The following is a 19,398-nucleotide window of genomic DNA, read 5'->3' as shown; positions in this document are numbered from 1 at the left end:
CTTATGGATATTTACGTAAAAAAAGCCATCATTCATCAATTTAGTCCAGACGATACTGATCTTTATCTAGCGGACAAATTCCTCAATATCACACCAAAAATTGAGGAATACTTGCGCAAAAAGATAGAACGGGTCTATTCTGATGAGGCCAAGACAGGTATCTTTGAAGAGGATAACCCTTTTCTTGAGATGATTTCGGATGACCTGCTAGAAACTTCAGTAGCCGTAGCCAACCGCTGGAAAGAAGAATTTATCGTCTCTGAGAATCAAAAGACCAACGATTTGGTGTTCATCCAATTCTCAAAAGAAGGAGTGGAACACTTTGCCTTTCTTCGGATCGCCTTACGGGAAACCTTGACCCATCTTGGAGGAGAAGTAGATAACCCAATCAAGCTAACGCAAAACAATCTACCTGGCTTTGGAACGGGGGCCGATGAAGCCTTGGTCATCAATCTTCAAAGTCTCAAGTACCATTTGATTGAAAAACGAATCAAGTACAATGGGACTTTCTTGAACTATTTCTCTGAGAATCTCCTCCAGGAGCAACCCAAGATTTCACCTAAAAAATCGATCAAAAAAATCGAAAAAACGGCCCAACGGATTGCTGAGAACTTCCAACAAGATGATTTTCAGTTCCAATCCAAGGTCAAATCAGCAATTTTCAACCAACTGGAAGAAGAGAATGAATTGTCACCTGAAAAGTTAGCCAATGATTTGTTCGATAACAACTTAACAGCTCGACTCAGTTTTGTCGATCAGGTGAAAGAGACTATTCCAGATCCTGTTCGCTTCGATGAGATTGATGCCAGCCGCCAATTGAAGAAATTTGAAAACCAAAAACTCTCCCTTTCAAACGGAATTGAGCTTTTGGTCCCTAACCATGTTTACGAAGATGCTGAATCGGTAGAGTTCATTCAGAATGAAAATGGGACCTACTCGATCCTCATCAAGAATATAGAGGACATTCAGAATAAATAATGATGAAACGAATCATAAAAATTTTCTTTTGCCTCTTGCTCGTCTTTTTCATATACAAGGGCTATCAGATACACCGGGATGTCAAACAGGTCATGACTTATCGTACCCTAGTGCGTGAAGTACTGGCTGAAGAAGATACCGGTACGAATGAAGATCTGATCCTTGCTATGATTTATACAGAGACCAAGGGTAAGGAAGATGATGTCATGCAGGCCAGCGAAAGTGCAACAGGCCAGACAAATTCTATCACCAATAACAAAGAAAGTATCCGGCAAGGGATTCAAACCCTCTCTGAGAATCTGCGAAAAGCAAAGGAGAAGGGGGTTGATCCCTGGACAGCAGTTCAGGCTTATAATTTTGGACAGGATTACATTGAATATGTAGCAAAAAATGGCGGAAAAAATAGTCTTGAATTAGCTCGTAAATACTCAAAAGAAGTGGTTGCACCAAGTCTTGGAAATGTCACAGGTAAGACCTATCTTTATCTCCATCCTATTTCATTTTTACATGGCTCAGAGCTCTACGTTAATGGGGGAAATTATTATTATTCACGTCTCGTTGAAATGAATCAGTTCATTATGAAACTCTTTTCCTGGTTCTAATACAAACAATCACTCTAAACAAGGGAAGAATCCCTTGTTTTTTTATGGAGAAAACTGTCATCTGTTTTTAAAGAAGCTGTAAGCCAGTCTTAAGATAAAAAGGATAAACTAAAAAGGAGACAAAGGGATAAAACCTGCTTCCTTTTTATTGTCCGAAAACGTATTAGTATTCTAAAAGGGGTTATTGAGAAAGTATGAAACCAGTCAGGAAATTTATTGGAATCTTTATCGCAAGCTGGTTTGCACTCCTTGCAAGCTCTTCAACAGTTTTTGCCAATTCAACCATCCAAAAAGTCATTGATCAAAAATACAGCCAACCTGACTATGTCATTGGCTCATCATTGGATGAATTTCAAGTTGAGCAAACCCTTAGTCTCTTGATGTATAACGAGGAAATAGATAAGGAATGGAAAACCATGGATCCTTCTGCTTATACAAGCTTTACGATTGATGAGAATGGAGATCATTATTCCTCCGTTAAACTACAGAAACAAGCCAAGAAAGCGCCCGTTAGCGTGCACATTGTCACTCCTCAAAATATAACAGAAGTAACCGCGGATATGAACCGAAATGCTCTAACTACTCTTGGTATAGAACGTGCAGATGTCACGATTGCATCTCCAACAGAAGCTTCAGGTTTAAGCTCACTTGCAGCGGTCGCATACTCCCTTGAGCAAAATGGTAGCACGATTTCTGATGAAAATAAAACACTCGCTCAAGAAGAATTATCCCTGCTTGCATCGATCTATAAAGAGAGTGCCCGTAAAAAAGCCTTCCATGAAGATAAACTCAATGTTGCTGTCATCGATCTTAAAATCGCAGCGCTAACAGGAAGGAATCAAGACAAAAAGCTCGAGAAAAAAGATTTTCAAAAGCTGGTTACAAAGATTCTAAAAAACTACCAACTAGAGGGCGCTATAACGGATAAACAAACCAAACAATTAGTTGATTTTGCTAACAAGCTTTCGAATAGTCAGCTAAGCTCTGATAAAAAACTAGTCAAGTCCCTCAAAGCTCTAAAACAGGATATTATTGAGAAGGCAGGAGATAGCTTTAACACGATTGAAACTAAACTTGATACGGAGACACTATTGAAAGATACCAACAATATTCCTCTATATCCTATGATTGGACTGGGAGTTCTGGTACTCCTAGGAATCGGGTTAATTGTTTATCATGTTCATCGTCATCAAATCAAGAAGAAATAAAGATTACAAAAAAGAGGCTGGGACAAAAGTCCTAGCCTATCAATTGTCTTTGGATTATCGAGCAAGACGCAGTGGTTGAGTGGGCTCTACTAAGCTGTGCGGAGGTGGGACGACGAAATCGAATTCTAACGAATTACCGATTTCTATCCCACTCTCTTAATCTGTTACTTCGATTGAGAGATAAGGAATACCTAAGATTTTTCCGAAAATACCTAGAAGTGTTTTCATAGCTGATGCTTTAATAACAGCAGTTTGACCAGCTTTTACGATCACTTCCTTAGAACGTGTGAAGGCTCCTCTTTGATCTACGTAGAGCTTAACCATATCAAGCCCTTCAGGAAGCGGTAGTGTAACGGTTTCGTCTTTGCTTAAGTTGGCAACACATTCTCCATTGATATAAACGTTTACCTTCATTAATACACCTACAAGGCCAGTTTGACGCGAAACTGTAATTTCAGACATTTGATTCTCCTAACTTTATGAATTCCTTACTCAAAAGGAATAGTTTTAAACTATCATAACATAAGCGCTAGATTCATACAAGAGGTTTTTTCATTTGGGGCATTTTGATTATAAATGTTGTCTTACTTATATAAAAAAAACGCTGAAATCAATGATTTCAAGCGTTATGTTGTCAAGTCATTCTACTCCCACTCAATGGTTGCAGTCCCCTCAAAAAGCTTTATAAAACAGGCTTTTTAAGGTGTTAATTGTTTTTTGGTGGGAATGTTATTTTGAAATTGCTTGGTTCCCATTGAAATGTACTAAATTTCTTCCCTGTTATAGCTGAGGATCGTGCTGGTAAGATGGTTGAGATTGATGCTAAGGCAGTTCTGACTATACCGCGTCAGATAAAAGCTAGAGAAGTCCTCAAGCGAGGATTTATGTCCAATCTCCTTTTTGATAATATCAGTGGCATTTTCCAAGCCAGTCAAACCGTTCTAGACATTTTAAATGAACTTCCAGTAGAAAAGGAAGGGAAGTTACAAACACCTTCTGATTTACTAGATTTTTCAGATGTTAAAGTGGATGACAAGGGTAATGCAGTTGTTGACCATGAAATTGTTGTCAATCAACAAACGCGACTTTTTGGTGAAAAAGTTTATGGACATGGACAGTCTGTTGTTGAACTAGTCACAAAAGATGAGGACAAAACTCAAAAACAACTAGTCAATGACTTGAGCCAGACAGTTTCTTCGGTAATTGTAGAAGAATTGAAAGCTGGATATGATCTGAAAACTCGGGAAACAGACCACATCAAGAAACAAATTGCAGCAACATTTGAGAACGAAGTTCGAAAAAATGAGATAGAACGTAAAATTACTGAAGCACATATCAAGGAAGAGGTGCAGCAACAGCTCAAGAAAGCAAATGATAAGGAGCAGAAAGATAAGATTCAAGAAGATCTTGAAAAACGAATAGAAGAAAATAATCTCATTCATAAAGAAAAACTAGAACAAACACTCAAAAAAGAAGTGGAAAAGATGCCTGAGAAGTTTATCGAACAGGTTGAAGTCAAACGTGTTGAACAGTTGAAACAAACTGCTCAAGATGAAATCCGGGATCACCTTCGAGGATTTGCACGAACAATTCCAAGTTTTATCATGGCCTATGGCAATCAATCTCTAACTCTTGATAATTTTGACACTTTTGTTCCTGAGAATGTCTTCTTTGAAGTGACTGGAATTACGATTGACCAATTTCGTTATTTGAGAGATGGTGGGCAAGATTTTGCAGGACATCTCTTTGATCGAGCAACATTTGATGAAGCCATTCAAGAATTTCTTCGTAAGAAAGAAGAGTTGGCGGATTATTATAAAGATCAAAAAGAAGATATCTTTGACTATATTCCACCGCAAAAGACCAACCAGATTTTCACTCCTAAACGGCTGGTGAAGAGGATGGTAGATGATCTTGAAAAAGAAAACCCAGGAATCTTTGATGATCCATCTAAGACATTTATTGATTTGTACATGAAGTCAGGCCTCTATATTGCAGAGCTTGTTAAGCGACTATATAATAGCGAAGGCTTGAAAGAAGCCTTTCCAAATTCTGAAGAACGCTTAAAACATATCTTAGAAAATCAAGTTTATGGATTCGCACCGTCGGAGATTATCTATAATATTTCGACTAATTTTATCTTTGGAAATCTTTCCCAAGATATCAGTAGAAAGAATTTTGTTTTAGAAGATACTATTCCAGCTGCCAAAGAAGGTAGGATTCAGGAATTGGTAGATAAATATTTTGGGTAAGATTCTAGTTGATTGTAATTAAATCTTACAAATTAAGCAAATGCTTTTCGTATCTAAAACATGAAGTGAATAGAAAAAGAGGTCAAGTTTTAACTTGACCTCAAATATTAAAAAAATAATTTAAGTAAAGGATTTAGTTCGGTAAGACGTAGACTAAATCCTTTTCGATTAATCTGATTTCTTTTTTTGTTGTTCAGAATTTAGAATCTCAATAGCAAAATCATCATATTCTTTAATTATATCTATAGGTAAATTAGAGTTTTTTTCTGAGTGACGTATTTTAAGTTCAAGTTTATTTTCTCTCTTTAAAAATTCAATTGTTCTATTACAAAGTGGGCATGGCTCCATTGTTATAATGAGTTCTATATTTGGATATTCGTTTTCAGTACTCTCCTCTATTAAATTATCAATCAATTTCCTCTCACAACAGGTAAACATTCTGTTCTTATCATTAAAAATATTATCTTTATTTTCGTCACTTATTTTCTTATGATTTACATTAGCCTGATTATTATAATTCTTTTTATAATTCTTAAACATTTTATATGTAATGTTATTTCTCGTATATTCAATCTCAATAGTAGGGTCTAAATAGTATTTTACTTCATCAGTAATCTGTATAGACTTAAATTCCGCAGGTTTTGCCAACTCTTGAATAATACGAATTATTTTTTCATACTTATTATCAGTATTGATACTATCAGTATCTAATCCATTAATAGCTATAAATTTTTCGTTATTATATGATGCAGATGCTAAGCAGTTAACTTTTTTCTTATAAAAAGTACATAGTTCCTCAGTCCTTATTTTATCCTCGAATGTGGATACTGTAGATTCTATTGAAGATAATTCTCTAAAAATAGAATATGCATGTTTGGAGTTGGATTTGTTTTTATAAAATAATAATAAAGAAGTTTGTACATTCTTTATTAAAATATTCAATGAAGTAGTAATGCTATCAATAATAAAAGTCAAGCTTGCTATTATTTTAAAATATTTCTTTAAATCGTATTGAGATTCGAATTGGCTTAAATTATTATTAATATTACTAACAGTATATTCGTCTGAAAAAACAATATCAGTAGATTCTTTATCTTCGTTACTGTTTAGAAGATTTTTATAAAGTTCAATTAATACTAATAATTTTAAAGGATATTTATCAATTATTGATTTTGACAAAAGAAAATTCCAAACTTCTGAGACGTTTTTAAAAGCATAAAAATTAAGTGAGATTTCCTTTGTCTTAGGATTAATATTTATTAGATAATCTAAATAATTTTTTAATTCAGTTTGATAAAAATACTTTAGAAAAAGAAGAAAATTATGATGATTGGATATTCTTTCTAAGGTAATTATTATATCTGAATCTTGTTTTTCAAATTCTTCAAGCTTATCCAGTGATTCTATAAAATAGAAGTCATTAATAACCCCTAAAAAATTATAGTTTACATCTTCAATTATACTAGTTTCAACTTTTACAGATTTCTCATTTCCTTGAAACTCCCAAGGCGATTCAAGTTGTTCTAGACTTTTTTTTAATATATCAATCTCATTAAAGTCGTTTGTATTTTTTACCATATTTTTTCCTTTTTTATAATCACAAAAAATAAGAGATTTGTTGAGTGGATTTGTGATAGATTACTAGAAAATGTTTTGTTATTATAGTTAGTCTATCACAGAATCGTTTGATTTTCTAGTCCAATAAAATATATTGGTGAATCCTTTCTACGTAATGTAGAATAGTTATCTATCGAAACATTTTTATTGTTTATTTACTATTGAAGATTCTAAGAAGAGTATAGAGAACTTATCTAAACAGTTGAAGCTTAATAATTAGAAATTAAATTTACTTTATATGATATAATCATTATATAGAATCAAAAATAGTAGTAAACAAAGGATGTAATGTGTGAATATGGGTAAATTAGAAAAGTATGAATTAACAATATCTAGTAATGAGATTAAGTCAACGGATAGCCGCTTCACAATGGATGATTTAAGCTTGGGAGACAATTACGAATTTTTAGATGTGTTCTTTATAAATTCAAATGATGAAATAATTAGAAGAAATAAAAAAAAGAGAGAAAGAAACAAGTCTAATCAGGTTTTACCACGTCTAGCATGTCAAATATTCGAAAAAAAAATATTGGAACTTTCAAAAAAGGAAAGAGAAAATTTTCCGGTGTGTCAATATAATCCATCTAGTCCGATGATTAGAGGCATATTTTCTAGTGAATCTGAATTCAAAAGGAAAAGAAATACAATTGAATATGTTGGCTATCATTGTGAGGGCGGCTCTACTCTATTTTTTTACTGTTGGAACATATTTTCAACTCTCATATTTGTAAAGGAATGTTTGAAGAGATTTGGGACTGAAGGTGATAAATTTATTTTAGTTTATAAAGACAAAGACGGGGAGAATGAAACTATGGAGTCTAATTCACAAATAATGGCTATAGAGGAACATATAAGGAGTTATTCCGATCTTTTATTATCTTCAAAAAACATAGTATTTCGAGGAGCACCGGGAACTGGTAAAACCTATCTTTCTAAACAGATTGCAGCAAATATTGTTTCTAACGGTAGAACTAGTGATATTAATAGTCTTTCACAGGATGAAATCAATCAAATTGATTTTGTTCAATTTCATCCTTCATATGATTACACTGATTTTGTTGAAGGATTTCGTCCTTCAGAGGCAGAGAATAATCAAATTGGTTTTACTCTAAAACCTGGGAAGTTCAAAGAATTTATTGGAAAAGCCCAAAAATTTGAGACTACAGACCGTCAAGATAACTTTGCTCAAGCATGGGGTAAATTTTTTGAAGCAGTTACTGAAGCGATGGAAACTTCACAAGGGTATAATGAATTAAAAACATTGACTGGTAAGCCAATGGGGAATATAGTTTCTTATGATAACAATGGTGTACAAGGCATCTTCAAAAAAGGTACCACCCAATATCTTAATTATAATCAAATATATAATGTTTATAGAGGTTTACCAGGTGTTCCAGAAGGGGGTTTTGACAATTATAGAAAAGCAGTTGTTAAACACTTGAAAGAAAAGTTTGGACTTGAAGATTATATTGTTGGTGAAGTTAAGAACGATAAAGATAAATTTGTCTTTATCATTGACGAGATAAACCGTGGTGAAATTTCAAAGATTTTTGGAGAACTCTTCTTTTCTATAGATCCAGACTACCGTGGAATTAAAGGAGCAGTAAGCACACCTTATAATTCTGAGGAAAAGTTATATATACCTGAAAATGTTTATATTATAGGGACAATGAATGATATAGACCGTTCAGTTGAAACATTTGATTTTGCAATGAGGCGTAGATTTACTTTTGTGGAAATTACAGCGGATCATTCTGCTCAAAATATGGGTCTTAATGAAGAAACAAAAGAAATAATGCATCGATTGAATAATGCAATTGTTGAAGAAGGACATTTAACTCATGATTATCAGATTGGTGCTAGTTATTTTAAGAATCTCGATGAAGGAACACTATCAATAAAAAATCTTTGGGATTATAAGTTAAAACCACTATTAAATGATTATTTCCGTGGTGAAAGACTAGCTAATGATAAGATGAGAGCCTTGGAAAACGCTTATTTTGGAACTAGTGAGGACTAGTTTATGCTTAAAATAAGTGATAACGCAGAGATTGAACAAAGTAATGTAGGCCATTCGATTATTAATGAACTAGCAAATAAATCTTTATCTACCTTAGATCAGGAAAGGTTTATCATTTTTCCGCCATTACTAAAGAACTCTGCTGATTTGGATGAGGATAATTGCATATTTAGGACGTTTAATGGTAAAACTAGGACTTGTAATATAGTGGGATTTTTGAGCGATGGTGAGAATGAAGTCCATATTCATACTCGGTTTTTTGAGTCGAAAGATGAGGATTATTTTTTAAATTATATGTTACAAAAAGTGCTTCACTATAATGTAACAATTAATGAAATTTCATCATCTGATAATCATTCTTATTATGATCTTTTAGTGTATTTATTTCCTTATTATTTAGAGGAAGCTATGAGAAAAGGTTTCTATAAGGAATATGTTTATCATTCCTATAATGATAGTAATGTTCGAGGTCAGTTGGATATTAACAGACACATTAGACAGAATGTACCTTTTGTTAGAAATGTTGCATACAATACTCGGGAGTATTCATTCGACAATAAATTAAATCAATTGATTCGACATACCATTGAAAAAATTGAAGTTACAAGACCTTTTTTACTAAATGAAAGTTCAACTATTCGAAATAATGTAAAGAGGATAAAAGAGTTAACTCCAAGTTATTCTCATTATGATTTAGAAGATGTGTTATTTGAGAATAAATTTAATACTATAAAACATGGATTCTATGAAGAATACACTCAGTTGCAGACTCTATGCCTTCAAATATTGACTGATGAAATGATTGGATTCGGAGCTAACAACCAGAAAGTACATGGAATCATTATAGATATTGCTTGGTTATGGGAAGAGTATCTAAACTTATTAATAAAAGATCTCTTTTATCATCCTCAAAATAAAGTAGGTACTATGCCTCATTATTATTTTAATAATAGAAATGGGGAAATTTACCCTGACTTTATAGGGAAATTACCAGATAATCGAGTAGTTGCAGATGCAAAATATAAACCTCAAAAAAATATTAAAAACAGCGACTATTCTCAGATTTTATCCTACATGTTTCGATTTGATTGTAAACAAGCGTATTTTTTCCATCCTTCAAAAGAGGAACATCATAAAATACTTTATTTAATGACAGGAGTAAGAACTGAAGTCATTCCTACAAAAAATGAAGATGTTCGAGTAGAAAAGATTGGACTCAAAATACCAAAAGCTAGTAGATACGAAGATTTTGTTGAGAAAATTGGAAAGAGCGAAAAACAATTTTTGGATAAATTAAATCTTTGAATACTCAGAGTATTTACTTTCAGTTTAGTTTTAGTATCAAAATAATAAGGATAAGATTATTAACAGAAAAGAGCACATCTCGGTGTGCTTTTTTTTACTTTCTTACTATATTGGAGCAATTATCCTAGTTGTTGCAACTTTAGTCGCTTACAAATTTGGTTTAAAATTATCAGTGTTGTTTACGTAGAAACCTTATGAATAGGTTTGCAAAAATACTATCAATATAAAAATCTATAACAAATTGAGCTTTTAGTTTTTTATGCCACTTTACTTTTAAAATTTTTTAAAAATGGTTAAAATTAGTGTTTTTATAAGTAATAAAGCTGGTTAAGAACTGCTAGAACTTAAAAAAAAATGAATCACCTTCCCCTATATAATAATGTATTCTATCAAAAATAACAGATAATTACAAAAATCAGTAGTTATATGTTGTTTTATTTGGAGAATTTATATAAAATAGTTATATAAAAATAATTAGGAGTAATGAAATGAAATTATTGAAAATAATAATTGAAGACGTCGCTTTATTTGATAAAAAAATTGAAATAGACTTTTTCTCAGAAGCACGAGTTAGCTCAGATGAGAAACACGAATTGATCCATCTATTTAATAATTTCTATGCTAATAGAACTCTTACATTTACTGGGTTAAATGCTTCTGGTAAAACTCAAATACTAAATGCTATAATAGTTGCGCTTAATATCATCCAAGCTAAATCTATAAACTACAGTCCAAGAGTGATCTTGGAAAATTCTGACGCTAGTAATATTTTACATCTAGAGAATAATAAACAAGTAAAATACACAATATTTTTTTATGACGAAAAAAATGGTAACCAAACAATTAATAAATTAGAATCGGTCATTTCTAGAAGATACGATGAGGAAGAGGGAGAATATAAATACTTTTTCGTTGATGAGACTTTTTCATCAAAGAAGGCAAAACCAGTACGCTCAAAAAAAGAAATATTTAATTTCACTTCCATAAAGGAAGAAAATATAATAACAAGAAATAATGGTGATAAAATACATTTAGGCTTAAGTTCTGATGTTAGCATAATAAATATTCTCTTTAATTTAGAAAAGATTGAGAAATTATATTATAAAGATACACTAAGTTATACAAACTTTAATGTTCTGAGCGGTTTTGGTAATATTCCACATGAATTAATTACCTATTTGGATCCAAGTATTGAGGAATTAAAATTCGTAAAAAATGAAGAAAATAAGACTTTAAGAGTTAAACTTAAGTTTAAAGATCAAGTTAATTCAATTGAACTTGACTCTATATCTGAGTTACATAGCATTTTGTCATCAGGTACAGTTAAAGGGCTTGGTTTGTTTATGGATGCGTTCTTTACATTACGTTCAGGTGGAGTAATAATTGTTGATGAATTAGAAAATCATTTTAATAGAGAAATTGTTTCTACTTTCATTAATCTGTTTTTGGATAGAAAAATGAATCCAAATGGAGCCATTCTGATTTATTCTACTCATTATTCAGAACTGTTAGATATAATTCCTAGAAATGATTCAATCTATATTGTAAGAAAAAAGAGACAAATTGAAATTGAAAAGTTTTCAAACATTATTAAAAGAAATGATATAAGTATAGGTGATATCTTTATTAAAGGGATAATTGATAATTCCACTCCACAGTATTCGTCGGAAAATTCATTAAGAAATATTATTAAAGAAAGATTCTTAAAAAAGTAGGTCTTAAATATGCCAAAAAAATATAGTGCGATTATTTGTGAAGGGGCTGCTGAAGAGGCAATTATCGAAATATTATTAGAGAATCATTATCTTATTATTGAAAATGATGAATACCTGATTAATAATGGTCCAATAAAAACTCGAAGTGCAAAGGAATTTTGTGATAAATACATGGGTAAAGATTATGGATCTAAGATTGCCTTGTTCAGGATATTAGATTCAAAAAGAGAAAATTTTAATCTTAGAACTGCTAAGTATAGAAAAATTTTTGAAGAAAAGATTGAAGTTATAAATGTAATTACACCTCCTGAAATCGAGTTACTAATAATTGTTAGTGAAGAAAAAAATGAAGATTTTAATAGATCAGGCCATTCTAAACCAAGTGATTATTGTAAGCAAAAATTAAAACTTAGCAACGTGAAGTCATATGACTTTGTAAAAGAATACTTTTCAGATGTTAGTAAACTTCTAGATGCCATAAAGAAAGTACATAGTATTAAAAAATCATCAATTCCAAATGGTTTTCTAACACTTTATGATTTATTAAAAGATGAATACAAGAAATAAACAAAATTATTTTCTTCTAAGATTTAAAAACTTATTATTGTTATTATCAAGCTTTAAAAATTTTTGTATAAGTGAATAATTGAAAACTTAAAGTAGTAGGAATACTAGGTAAACCATATTTATATACATAGAAGAATGTTGCTGAAAAACACGTCTTAAGAAAGCTCGTAAAACATCAAAATATTTCAAGTTCAATATTTTTATCATAAATTCTAGATAACTTCAATTAATTATAAGGAAAAGAGTTTTACTCAGGGAAACTATAGATTTAGTTTGAGGAACTTCTTTTAAAAATAAATATGAAGCGTTAAATTTTAGGAAACGAAAATTTAATATAAAAAAATCCCATCAGAATATTTCTGGTGGGATTTTTGGTGGGGAACCAATCGATTTTGATTGATTTTTAACCTTTTATAATAACCGAAAATGCTGTTAAAACAACCATTTCACTTCAAATCATGTTTATAAATCATTCCCACTCAACAGTTGCAGGTGGTTTACTTGTGATATCATAGACGATTCGGTTAACGTGGTCAACTTCGTTTACGATACGAACGGAGATTTTTTGGAGAACTTCCCAAGGAATCTTAGCGAAGTCAGCTGTCATACCATCGATAGAAGTGATAGCACGGATAGCAATGGTGTAGTCGTAAGTACGACCGTCGCCCATAACACCTACTGAACGAACGCCAGTGTTAACAGTGAAGTATTGCCAGATGTCGCGGTCAAGACCAGCTTTAGCGATTTCTTCACGAAGGATAGCATCTGATTCACGGACTGTTTCAAGTTTTTCTTCAGTAATTTCACCCATGACACGGATCGCAAGTCCTGGGCCTGGGAATGGTTGGCGCCATACGATGTGGTCTGGCATGCCAAGTTCTGTTCCGAGGGCACGAACTTCATCCTTGTAAAGAGTGTTGAGTGGTTCGATGAGTTCAAACTGCATATCTTCTGGAAGACCACCCACGTTGTGGTGAGACTTGATAGTTTGAGCAGTATCCGTACCTGACTCGATGACGTCTGTATAGAGTGTTCCTTGTGCTAAGAATTTCACATCTTTCAGCTTGCTTGCTTCATCATCAAAGACATAGACAAACTCGTTACCGATAATCTTCCGTTTTTGTTCAGGATCAGATACACCTGCCAACTTGTCCAAGAAACGTTTGGCAGCGTCTGCTTTGACAATGTTCAAACCAAACTTACCACCAAGCATATCCATGACTTGGTCAGCTTCTCCTTTACGAAGAAGACCGTGGTCTACAAAGATACAGATCAATTGATCCCCGATCGCTTTTTGGAGAAGAACTCCAACGACAGAAGAGTCAACACCACCAGAGAGGCCAAGGAGGACACGTTTGTCTCCAACTTTCTCACGGATTTGTTTGATTTGCATCTCGATAAAGTTATCCATTGTCCAGTCACCTTTGGCACCACAGATATTCAAGGCAAAGTTACGAAGGATATCATAGCCGTGAACTGAGTGCCGAACTTCAGGGTGGAATTGGATACCGTAAATTTTCTTGTCTGGGTTTTCAATCGATGCATAAGGACAGTCAGCAGAAGTACCTGTACGGACAAAGTCAGCAGGGATTTCTGTTACAGCATCACCGTGGCTCATCAAGACCAACTGTTTATCAGGTGTTCCCTCAAAGAGGGCAGAAGATTCAGCTAAGTTTAGCTCAGATTGACCATACTCACGGTTACCAGCGTCCCCTGCGGGTACAACCTTTCCTCCAAGCTTGTGAGTTAATAGCTGCATTCCATAACAAATCCCAAGAATTGGAATGCCAAGTTCAAAAATTTCAGGATCAATATCGAAAGACCCTTCTTCATACACTGAGTTTGGTCCGCCGGAAAGAACGATCCCAACTGGATTGATTTCACGAACTTCAGCTGCAGTAATTTTGTGGCTCTTCAATTCTGAAAAGACACCAATCTCACGAATACGACGTGAAATGAGCTGATTGTACTGGCTACCGTAGTCAAGCACGATAATTTTTTCAACATCATGCAAATCAGTTGATAGGTTTGTCATCTTTTCCCCTTCTTCTAGAAAATTCTTTTCCTCTATTCTAACACAAAAGGCCCTTCATTACCAATCAATACTGACTAGGATTGAAGATTTAACAAAATTGCGCTACAATAGGTTATAACACACAGAAAGAGTAGCAATATGATTCCAGCTTACATACAAATCCACGATCAAATTAAAGCCGAAATTGACCAGAAAATCTGGAAAATTGGACAGCGCCTCCCAAGTGAACGAGACTTGGCAGAAAAGTTTCAAGTGAGTCGCATGACCCTCCGTCAAGCCATTACACTTTTGGTAGAAGAAGGAGTACTGGAACGCCGTGTTGGTAGTGGTACTTTTGTCGCTAGCACGCGCGTCCAGGAAAAGATGCGGGGGACAACCAGTTTTACTGAAATCATGAAGGCCCAAGGAAAGATCCCTTCGACACAGGTTATATCATACAAACGCACCATTCCAAGCCTTCAAGAAGTAGATAAGCTTAGTATCGACAAGACTGAAACCATCGTACGTATGGAACGGGTTCGTTATGCGGATGGGGTCCCTGTTGTTTATGAAGTTGCCTCGATTCCAGAGAAATTTATCAAAAACTTTAAAAAAGAAGAAGTGACCAGTCATTTCTTCCAAACCTTGGAAAAACACGGCTATCGTATCGGAAAATCTCAACAAACCATCTACGCTCGCTTGGCTAAAGAAAAGATTGCTGAATATCTAGAAATCCCCAAAGGACAGGCCATCCTTGGCCTGACGCAAGTTTCTTACTTAGATAATGGCACAGCCTTTGAATATGTAAAGAGTCAGTATGTTGGAGAGCGCTTTGAATTTTATCTAGAAAATAATTAGATTTACATAATTTATATTACGTAAGATAAAAAAGAGTCTTTCGCTAGGAAACAGCGTTTTGTTTTAAACCATTTGGAATCTGCCCACCTTGTTTCTTGTGAGGCAAAATAGGTAAGTCCCGCTAGTCTTTGGCGGGCTTTTTTGATATAATGAAAGGTATGGAAATTGAGAAAACCAACCGAATGAATGCGCTCTTTGAGTTTTATGCAGCGCTCTTGACGGACAAGCAAATGAACTACATCGAGCTTTATTACGCCGATGATTACAGCTTGGCTGAGATTGCGGAAGAGTTTGGAGTGAGCCGTCAGGCGGTCTATGACAATATTAAACGTACAGAAAAGATTTTGGAGGACTACGAAATGAAACTCCATATGTATTCCGATTACATTGTTCGTAGTCAGATTTTTGATCAGATTTTAGAACGCTATCCGGAAGATACTTTTCTACAAGAGCAGGTTGAAATTTTATCAAGCATTGACAATCGGGAGTGATTATGGGTAGTCTCGTCATTTATCAAGGAATACCTTGCAAACTATTAGTCGCAGAGGGAGTATTTCCTACTCGACTACAAATTATCTCGCCCAATGATATCTCCAAAGCTATGCAAATAGGTTTTAGCTGTTGGGGATATCCAAATGAAATCATGAAAGAAGTCACACCCGAAGAACTAGAATGTTTGCAACATTTCGGACGATTTCCACTGAATTGAAAAAATAGGAGAAAATAATGGCATTTGAAAGTTTAACCGAACGTTTACAGAACGTCTTTAAAAATCTTCGTAAGAAAGGGAAAATCTCTGAAGCGGATGTCCAAGAGGCGACCAAAGAGATTCGTCTAGCCCTCTTAGAGGCCGATGTTGCCCTTCCTGTTGTAAAAGACTTCATCAAACGCGTCCGCGAGCGGGCCGTAGGGCATGAGGTCATTGAAACCCTCAACCCCGCCCAACAAATCGTGAAGATTGTCGATGAAGAATTGACAGCCATTTTGGGTTCTGAGACAGCAGACATCATCAAATCTCCAAAAATTCCAACCATTATCATGATGGTCGGTCTTCAAGGGGCTGGTAAAACAACCTTTGCTGGTAAATTGGCTAACAAATTGGTCAAGGAAGAAAATGCACGTCCTTTGATGATTGCGGCCGATATCTATCGTCCAGCTGCCATTGATCAGTTGAAGACGCTTGGTCAGCAGATCAATGTGCCTGTCTTCTCACTCGGTACAGAGGTCCCTGCAGTCGAGATCGTACGTCAAGGTTTGGAGCAAGCAAGAGCCAACCACAATGACTATGTCTTGATCGATACGGCTGGTCGTCTGCAAATCGATGAAAAACTCATGGGCGAGTTGCGCGATGTCAAAGCTCTTGCTGAGCCGAATGAAATCCTCTTGGTCGTCGATGCCATGATCGGTCAAGAAGCGGCCAATGTGGCGCGTGAGTTTAACGAACAACTCGAAGTGACCGGGGTGATCTTAACCAAGATCGATGGGGATACCCGTGGTGGTGCGGCCCTTTCTGTCCGTCAGATTACTGGGAAGCCAATCAAGTTTACTGGTACTGGTGAAAAAATCACTGATATCGAAACCTTCCACCCAGATCGTATGTCTGGACGGATCCTCGGTATGGGGGATATGCTGACGCTGATCGAGAAAGCTTCTCAAGAATACGATGAGAAACGTTCCCTTGAACTCGCTGAGAAGATGCGGGAAAATACCTTTGACTTCAACGATTTCATCGATCAGTTAGACCAGGTTCAAAACATGGGTCCAATGGAAGATCTGCTCAAGATGCTTCCAGGGATGGCCAACAATCCAGCCATGAAAAACCTCAAGGTTGATGAAAGAGAAATTGCTCGGAAACGCGCGATTGTATCATCCATGACCCCAGCTGAACGGGAAAATCCAGATTTGTTGAACCCTAGCCGTCGTCGTCGGATTGCTGCTGGTTCAGGAAACAGCTTTGTCGAAGTGAACAAATTCATCAAGGACTTTAACCAAGCTAAACAGATGATGCAAGGTGTCCTCTCTGGTGATATGAACAAGATGATGAAACAAATGGGGCTTAATCCAAATAATATGCCGAAGAATATGCCTGGTGGCATGCCTGATATGTCTGCCCTCGAAGGCATGATGGGACAAGGCGGGATGCCTGACTTGTCAGCTCTTGGCGGAGGCGCTGGGATGCCTGACATGAGCCAAATGTTCGGTGGTGGTCTCAAAGGAAAAGCCGGTGAATTTATGATGAAACGGGCGATGAACAAGATGGCCAAACAAATGCGCAAGAATAAGAAAAAGCGGAAATAATCATTTCTAGCAAGGGCCTGGAACACACTGTTCTGGGTTCTTTTAGAAACTAGTACTAGAGGAAACATGTTAAAAAAACTATTTCAACAACTCATTCGTTTCTTTGGAAGACTCTTTTCTTCGCACAGCAAGCCCTTTGAATTCCCAAAAGGGTCGAAGAAACCACCGATCAGACCGATTATCTTTGTACCTGGTAGTTCAGCCAGTATTCAGCGTTTCAATGGAACCATCCGCATGCTCCATCGCTATTCTAGAAAAAAGCAGAGTCTCTTAAAAATAAAAGTCAATAAAGATGAGTCTATAGAGATGGAGGGAAGACTGAATACAAAAGAGCCGAATCCGATGATTGTGATTGGCTTTGAAAATAATCGAGATGGTTACAGCAATATCAAGCAGCAAATCGAATCCCTTAAGATCGCCATCACCTACCTCCTTGATTACTATTATTTTACAGAGTTCAAGGCAGTCGGGCACTCCAATGGTGGACTAGTTTTGACTGGCTTATTGGAAAGTGGTTTTTTAGAAAAGAAAAAACTTACCGTGAGCAAGCTCGCTATTATTGGCAGTCCTTACCAATTCAATCAGGAAATGTATGACGATTTTCAAAAATGGAAGCATCGCTTAGAAAAAGAAGTAGAGGTCCTTAACTTTGTCGGTAGCTTTGCTGGAAAATCAGACGGGATCGTCCCCCTTTCTAGTGCACAAGCAGCACAATCTATTTTTGAGAAACAAGCCTATACAGAAGTGAATTTAAACGGTCGTAAAGCTCATCATTCAGCTTTACCCACTAATCCAGATCTAGTGAAACAATTAAGTTTATTTTTGAATCTATAAGTAAATTACATAATTTCGGTTATGTAATTTTTTATTTGTCTCTTGCAATCCTTAAGTAAATATGGTACATTTTTGGTAGCGATTACACATACTTAAGGAGGATTTTATGAAAGATCCCAAATTATTAGAAACAATGAAAGATTATAAGGGACGGGATGAGGTTCCAGCAGATTTTGATACTTTTTGGGATCAAGCCCTAGCAAAGATGACTAAACTGCCTGAATATAAGCTCGAAGAACGAGATTTCAGCATTCCAAATGTGATTTGTTATGAATTAACCTTTAAAGGAACACGAGATGGACTAGTTTATGCACGGGTTGTTTTTCCAAAAACGGATCAAAAGGTTCCCGTCATTTTCCATTTTCATGGCTATATGGGTCGTTGTTGGGATTGGGCTGACATGCTGGCTTATACAGTAGCGGGCTATGGTGTTGTATCTATGGACGTGAGAGGGCAGTCAGGCTATTCAACCGGCGGTGACCGTTCACCACTTGGTAATACGGTAAAAGGACAGATTATCCGCGGAGCCGTGGAAGGTCCGGATGAGCTCTTTTATAAGGATGTCTACTTAGATCTTTACCAGTTAATTGAAATTGTAGCCAGCCTTCCTCAAGTAGACGACAGCAAACTTGCCAGCTATGGAGCCTCACAAGGTGGTGCCTTGGCCCTGGTTGCTGCTGGATTGAATCCTCGTATACAACGAACAGTCGCCATTTATCCATTCTTATCAGATTTCAGACGAGTATTGGAGATTGGGAACACCAGCGAGGCTTATGACGAGCTTTTCCGTTATTTCAAGTTCCATGATCCATTTCATGAAACAGAAGATCGTTTGATGCAGACATTGGCCTATATTGATGTAAAAAACTTTGCTCATCGCATCAAAGGACAGGTTCACATGATTACCGGACTAGATGATGATGTCTGTTATCCTGAAACGCAGTTTGCCATTTATAATCGATTAGAATGTCCAAAAGAGCATTTAATCATGCCAGAATATGCTCACGAGGCCATGAATGTTCAAGTCAATGATCGAGTCTATAATTGGCTCTGTGGTAGCAAGATTCCATTTCGATATATAGAAAAATAAGTTACAGAAAAAAACAATCAGTAAATCCATGTGATTTGCT

Annotated in this window: 16 protein-coding genes and 1 pseudogene; 14 read left to right on the top strand and 3 right to left on the bottom strand. The window is 35.4% G+C overall.

Translation table 11 applies throughout. The features are described from left to right. Positions 1 to 3 precede the first annotated feature (3 nt). The 3 genes from L0M85_RS02425 to L0M85_RS02415 all read left to right on the top strand — a co-directional run bounded on the left by L0M85_RS02425 (position 4) and on the right by L0M85_RS02415 (position 2,788). A complete protein-coding gene (locus tag L0M85_RS02425; protein ID WP_238656391.1) occupies positions 4 to 978 on the top strand; it encodes a nucleoid-associated protein in 975 nt (324 codons plus the stop codon). Then, positions 978 to 1,580, top strand: a complete 603-nt coding sequence (locus L0M85_RS02420) for a lysozyme family protein (protein WP_023026820.1) — start codon at positions 978 to 980, stop codon at positions 1,578 to 1,580. Before L0M85_RS02425 ends, L0M85_RS02420 begins: the two co-directional genes overlap by 1 nt. A 194-nt stretch (positions 1,581 to 1,774) precedes the next feature. Continuing rightward, positions 1,775 to 2,788 carry a DUF1002 domain-containing protein gene (locus L0M85_RS02415; protein WP_238656390.1) on the top strand — a complete coding sequence of 338 codons (1,014 nt, stop codon included), beginning with the start codon at positions 1,775 to 1,777 and terminating at the stop codon, positions 2,786 to 2,788. A 156-nt stretch (positions 2,789 to 2,944) separates the two neighbouring features. Here L0M85_RS02415 and L0M85_RS02410 read toward each other — a convergent pair whose 3' ends face one another. Beyond that, positions 2,945 to 3,250: a hypothetical protein gene (locus tag L0M85_RS02410; RefSeq protein ID WP_006596352.1), complete on the bottom strand. Its 306-nt coding sequence runs from the start codon at positions 3,248 to 3,250 to the stop codon at positions 2,945 to 2,947. Positions 3,251 to 3,549: 299 nt separating this feature from the next. Here L0M85_RS02410 and L0M85_RS02405 point away from each other — a divergent pair. Further along, positions 3,550 to 5,040, top strand: a pseudogene (locus L0M85_RS02405) (restriction endonuclease); the annotation flags it as partial. Positions 5,041 to 5,208: 168 nt separating this feature from the next. Here the strand turns inward: L0M85_RS02405 and L0M85_RS02400 are convergent. Continuing rightward, complete coding sequence (locus L0M85_RS02400; protein ID WP_238656389.1) at positions 5,209 to 6,618, bottom strand: hypothetical protein; 1,410 nt, start codon at positions 6,616 to 6,618, stop codon at positions 5,209 to 5,211. A gap of 331 nt (positions 6,619 to 6,949) precedes the next feature. Here L0M85_RS02400 and L0M85_RS02395 point away from each other — a divergent pair, with 331 nt between their 5' ends. From L0M85_RS02395 to L0M85_RS02380, 4 genes are all read left to right on the top strand, one after another. Beyond that, a complete protein-coding gene (locus L0M85_RS02395) occupies positions 6,950 to 8,677 on the top strand; it encodes an AAA family ATPase (protein ID WP_238656388.1) in 1,728 nt (575 codons plus the stop codon). Positions 8,678 to 8,680: 3 nt separating this feature from the next. Beyond that, positions 8,681 to 9,982, top strand: a complete 1,302-nt coding sequence (locus tag L0M85_RS02390; protein ID WP_238656387.1) for an McrC family protein — start codon at positions 8,681 to 8,683, stop codon at positions 9,980 to 9,982. Between the two features lie 488 nt (positions 9,983 to 10,470). Then, the gene (locus tag L0M85_RS02385; RefSeq protein ID WP_238656386.1) at positions 10,471 to 11,697 is read left to right on the top strand and encodes an AAA family ATPase; all 1,227 of its coding nucleotides are present in this window, start codon (positions 10,471 to 10,473) and stop codon (positions 11,695 to 11,697) included. A gap of 9 nt (positions 11,698 to 11,706) precedes the next feature. Beyond that, entirely contained in the window at positions 11,707 to 12,264 is a 558-nt protein-coding gene (locus L0M85_RS02380; protein ID WP_238656385.1) for a hypothetical protein, read from the top strand. A 469-nt stretch (positions 12,265 to 12,733) separates the two neighbouring features. Here the strand turns inward: L0M85_RS02380 and guaA are convergent, their stop codons facing one another. Further along, the gene (gene guaA, locus L0M85_RS02375; protein ID WP_006596353.1) at positions 12,734 to 14,299 is read right to left on the bottom strand and encodes a glutamine-hydrolyzing GMP synthase; all 1,566 of its coding nucleotides are present in this window, start codon (positions 14,297 to 14,299) and stop codon (positions 12,734 to 12,736) included. Between the two features lie 138 nt (positions 14,300 to 14,437). Between guaA and L0M85_RS02370 the strand changes: the two genes are divergently transcribed. The 6 genes from L0M85_RS02370 to L0M85_RS02345 all read left to right on the top strand — a co-directional run bounded on the left by L0M85_RS02370 (position 14,438) and on the right by L0M85_RS02345 (position 19,358). Further along, positions 14,438 to 15,136, top strand: a complete 699-nt coding sequence (locus L0M85_RS02370; RefSeq protein WP_238656384.1) for a GntR family transcriptional regulator — start codon at positions 14,438 to 14,440, stop codon at positions 15,134 to 15,136. 158 nt (positions 15,137 to 15,294) lie between these two features. Continuing rightward, on the top strand, positions 15,295 to 15,627 hold the full coding sequence (locus L0M85_RS02365; protein WP_003001435.1) for a putative DNA-binding protein: 333 nt from the start codon (positions 15,295 to 15,297) through the stop codon (positions 15,625 to 15,627). A gap of 2 nt (positions 15,628 to 15,629) precedes the next feature. Further along, positions 15,630 to 15,845, top strand: a complete 216-nt coding sequence (locus tag L0M85_RS02360) for a hypothetical protein (protein ID WP_049514330.1) — start codon at positions 15,630 to 15,632, stop codon at positions 15,843 to 15,845. A 17-nt stretch (positions 15,846 to 15,862) separates the two neighbouring features. Beyond that, on the top strand, positions 15,863 to 17,434 hold the full coding sequence (gene ffh, locus L0M85_RS02355) for a signal recognition particle protein (protein WP_009731038.1): 1,572 nt from the start codon (positions 15,863 to 15,865) through the stop codon (positions 17,432 to 17,434). A gap of 66 nt (positions 17,435 to 17,500) precedes the next feature. Beyond that, positions 17,501 to 18,268 (top strand): alpha/beta hydrolase, encoded by a 768-nt coding sequence (locus L0M85_RS02350; protein ID WP_238656383.1) that lies wholly within the window; start codon positions 17,501 to 17,503, stop codon positions 18,266 to 18,268. Positions 18,269 to 18,374: 106 nt separating this feature from the next. Then, the gene (locus L0M85_RS02345; protein ID WP_238656382.1) at positions 18,375 to 19,358 is read left to right on the top strand and encodes an acetylxylan esterase; all 984 of its coding nucleotides are present in this window, start codon (positions 18,375 to 18,377) and stop codon (positions 19,356 to 19,358) included. The last annotated feature ends 40 nt before the right edge of the window (positions 19,359 to 19,398 follow it).

The organism is Streptococcus sp. DFI.7.26 (genome assembly GCF_022240605.1).
GTDB classification, from domain to species: domain Bacteria; phylum Bacillota; class Bacilli; order Lactobacillales; family Streptococcaceae; genus Streptococcus; species Streptococcus xiaochunlingii.
The sequence above is the reverse complement of the archived record's forward strand: the minus strand, read 5'-3'. Positions and strand labels throughout refer to the sequence as shown.

Bases quoted from the DNA above. Each gene is read 5' to 3' on its own strand.
- L0M85_RS02350 (WP_238656383.1), top strand. From the start codon at position 17,501: ATGTTAAAAAAACTATTTCAACAACTCATTCGTTTCTTTGGAAGACTC.
- L0M85_RS02345 (WP_238656382.1), top strand. From the start codon at position 18,375: ATGAAAGATCCCAAATTATTAGAAACAATGAAAGATTATAAGGGACGG.
- L0M85_RS02400 (WP_238656389.1), bottom strand. From the start codon at position 6,618: ATGGTAAAAAATACAAACGACTTTAATGAGATTGATATATTAAAAAAA.
- L0M85_RS02415 (WP_238656390.1), top strand. From the start codon at position 1,775: ATGAAACCAGTCAGGAAATTTATTGGAATCTTTATCGCAAGCTGGTTT.
- L0M85_RS02410 (WP_006596352.1), bottom strand. From the start codon at position 3,250: ATGTCTGAAATTACAGTTTCGCGTCAAACTGGCCTTGTAGGTGTATTA.
- L0M85_RS02365 (WP_003001435.1), top strand. From the start codon at position 15,295: ATGGAAATTGAGAAAACCAACCGAATGAATGCGCTCTTTGAGTTTTAT.
- L0M85_RS02360 (WP_049514330.1), top strand. From the start codon at position 15,630: ATGGGTAGTCTCGTCATTTATCAAGGAATACCTTGCAAACTATTAGTC.
- guaA (WP_006596353.1), bottom strand. From the start codon at position 14,299: ATGACAAACCTATCAACTGATTTGCATGATGTTGAAAAAATTATCGTG.
- L0M85_RS02385 (WP_238656386.1), top strand. From the start codon at position 10,471: ATGAAATTATTGAAAATAATAATTGAAGACGTCGCTTTATTTGATAAA.
- L0M85_RS02390 (WP_238656387.1), top strand. From the start codon at position 8,681: ATGCTTAAAATAAGTGATAACGCAGAGATTGAACAAAGTAATGTAGGC.
- ffh (WP_009731038.1), top strand. From the start codon at position 15,863: ATGGCATTTGAAAGTTTAACCGAACGTTTACAGAACGTCTTTAAAAAT.
- L0M85_RS02380 (WP_238656385.1), top strand. From the start codon at position 11,707: ATGCCAAAAAAATATAGTGCGATTATTTGTGAAGGGGCTGCTGAAGAG.
- L0M85_RS02420 (WP_023026820.1), top strand. From the start codon at position 978: ATGATGAAACGAATCATAAAAATTTTCTTTTGCCTCTTGCTCGTCTTT.
- L0M85_RS02370 (WP_238656384.1), top strand. From the start codon at position 14,438: ATGATTCCAGCTTACATACAAATCCACGATCAAATTAAAGCCGAAATT.
- L0M85_RS02425 (WP_238656391.1), top strand. From the start codon at position 4: ATGGATATTTACGTAAAAAAAGCCATCATTCATCAATTTAGTCCAGAC.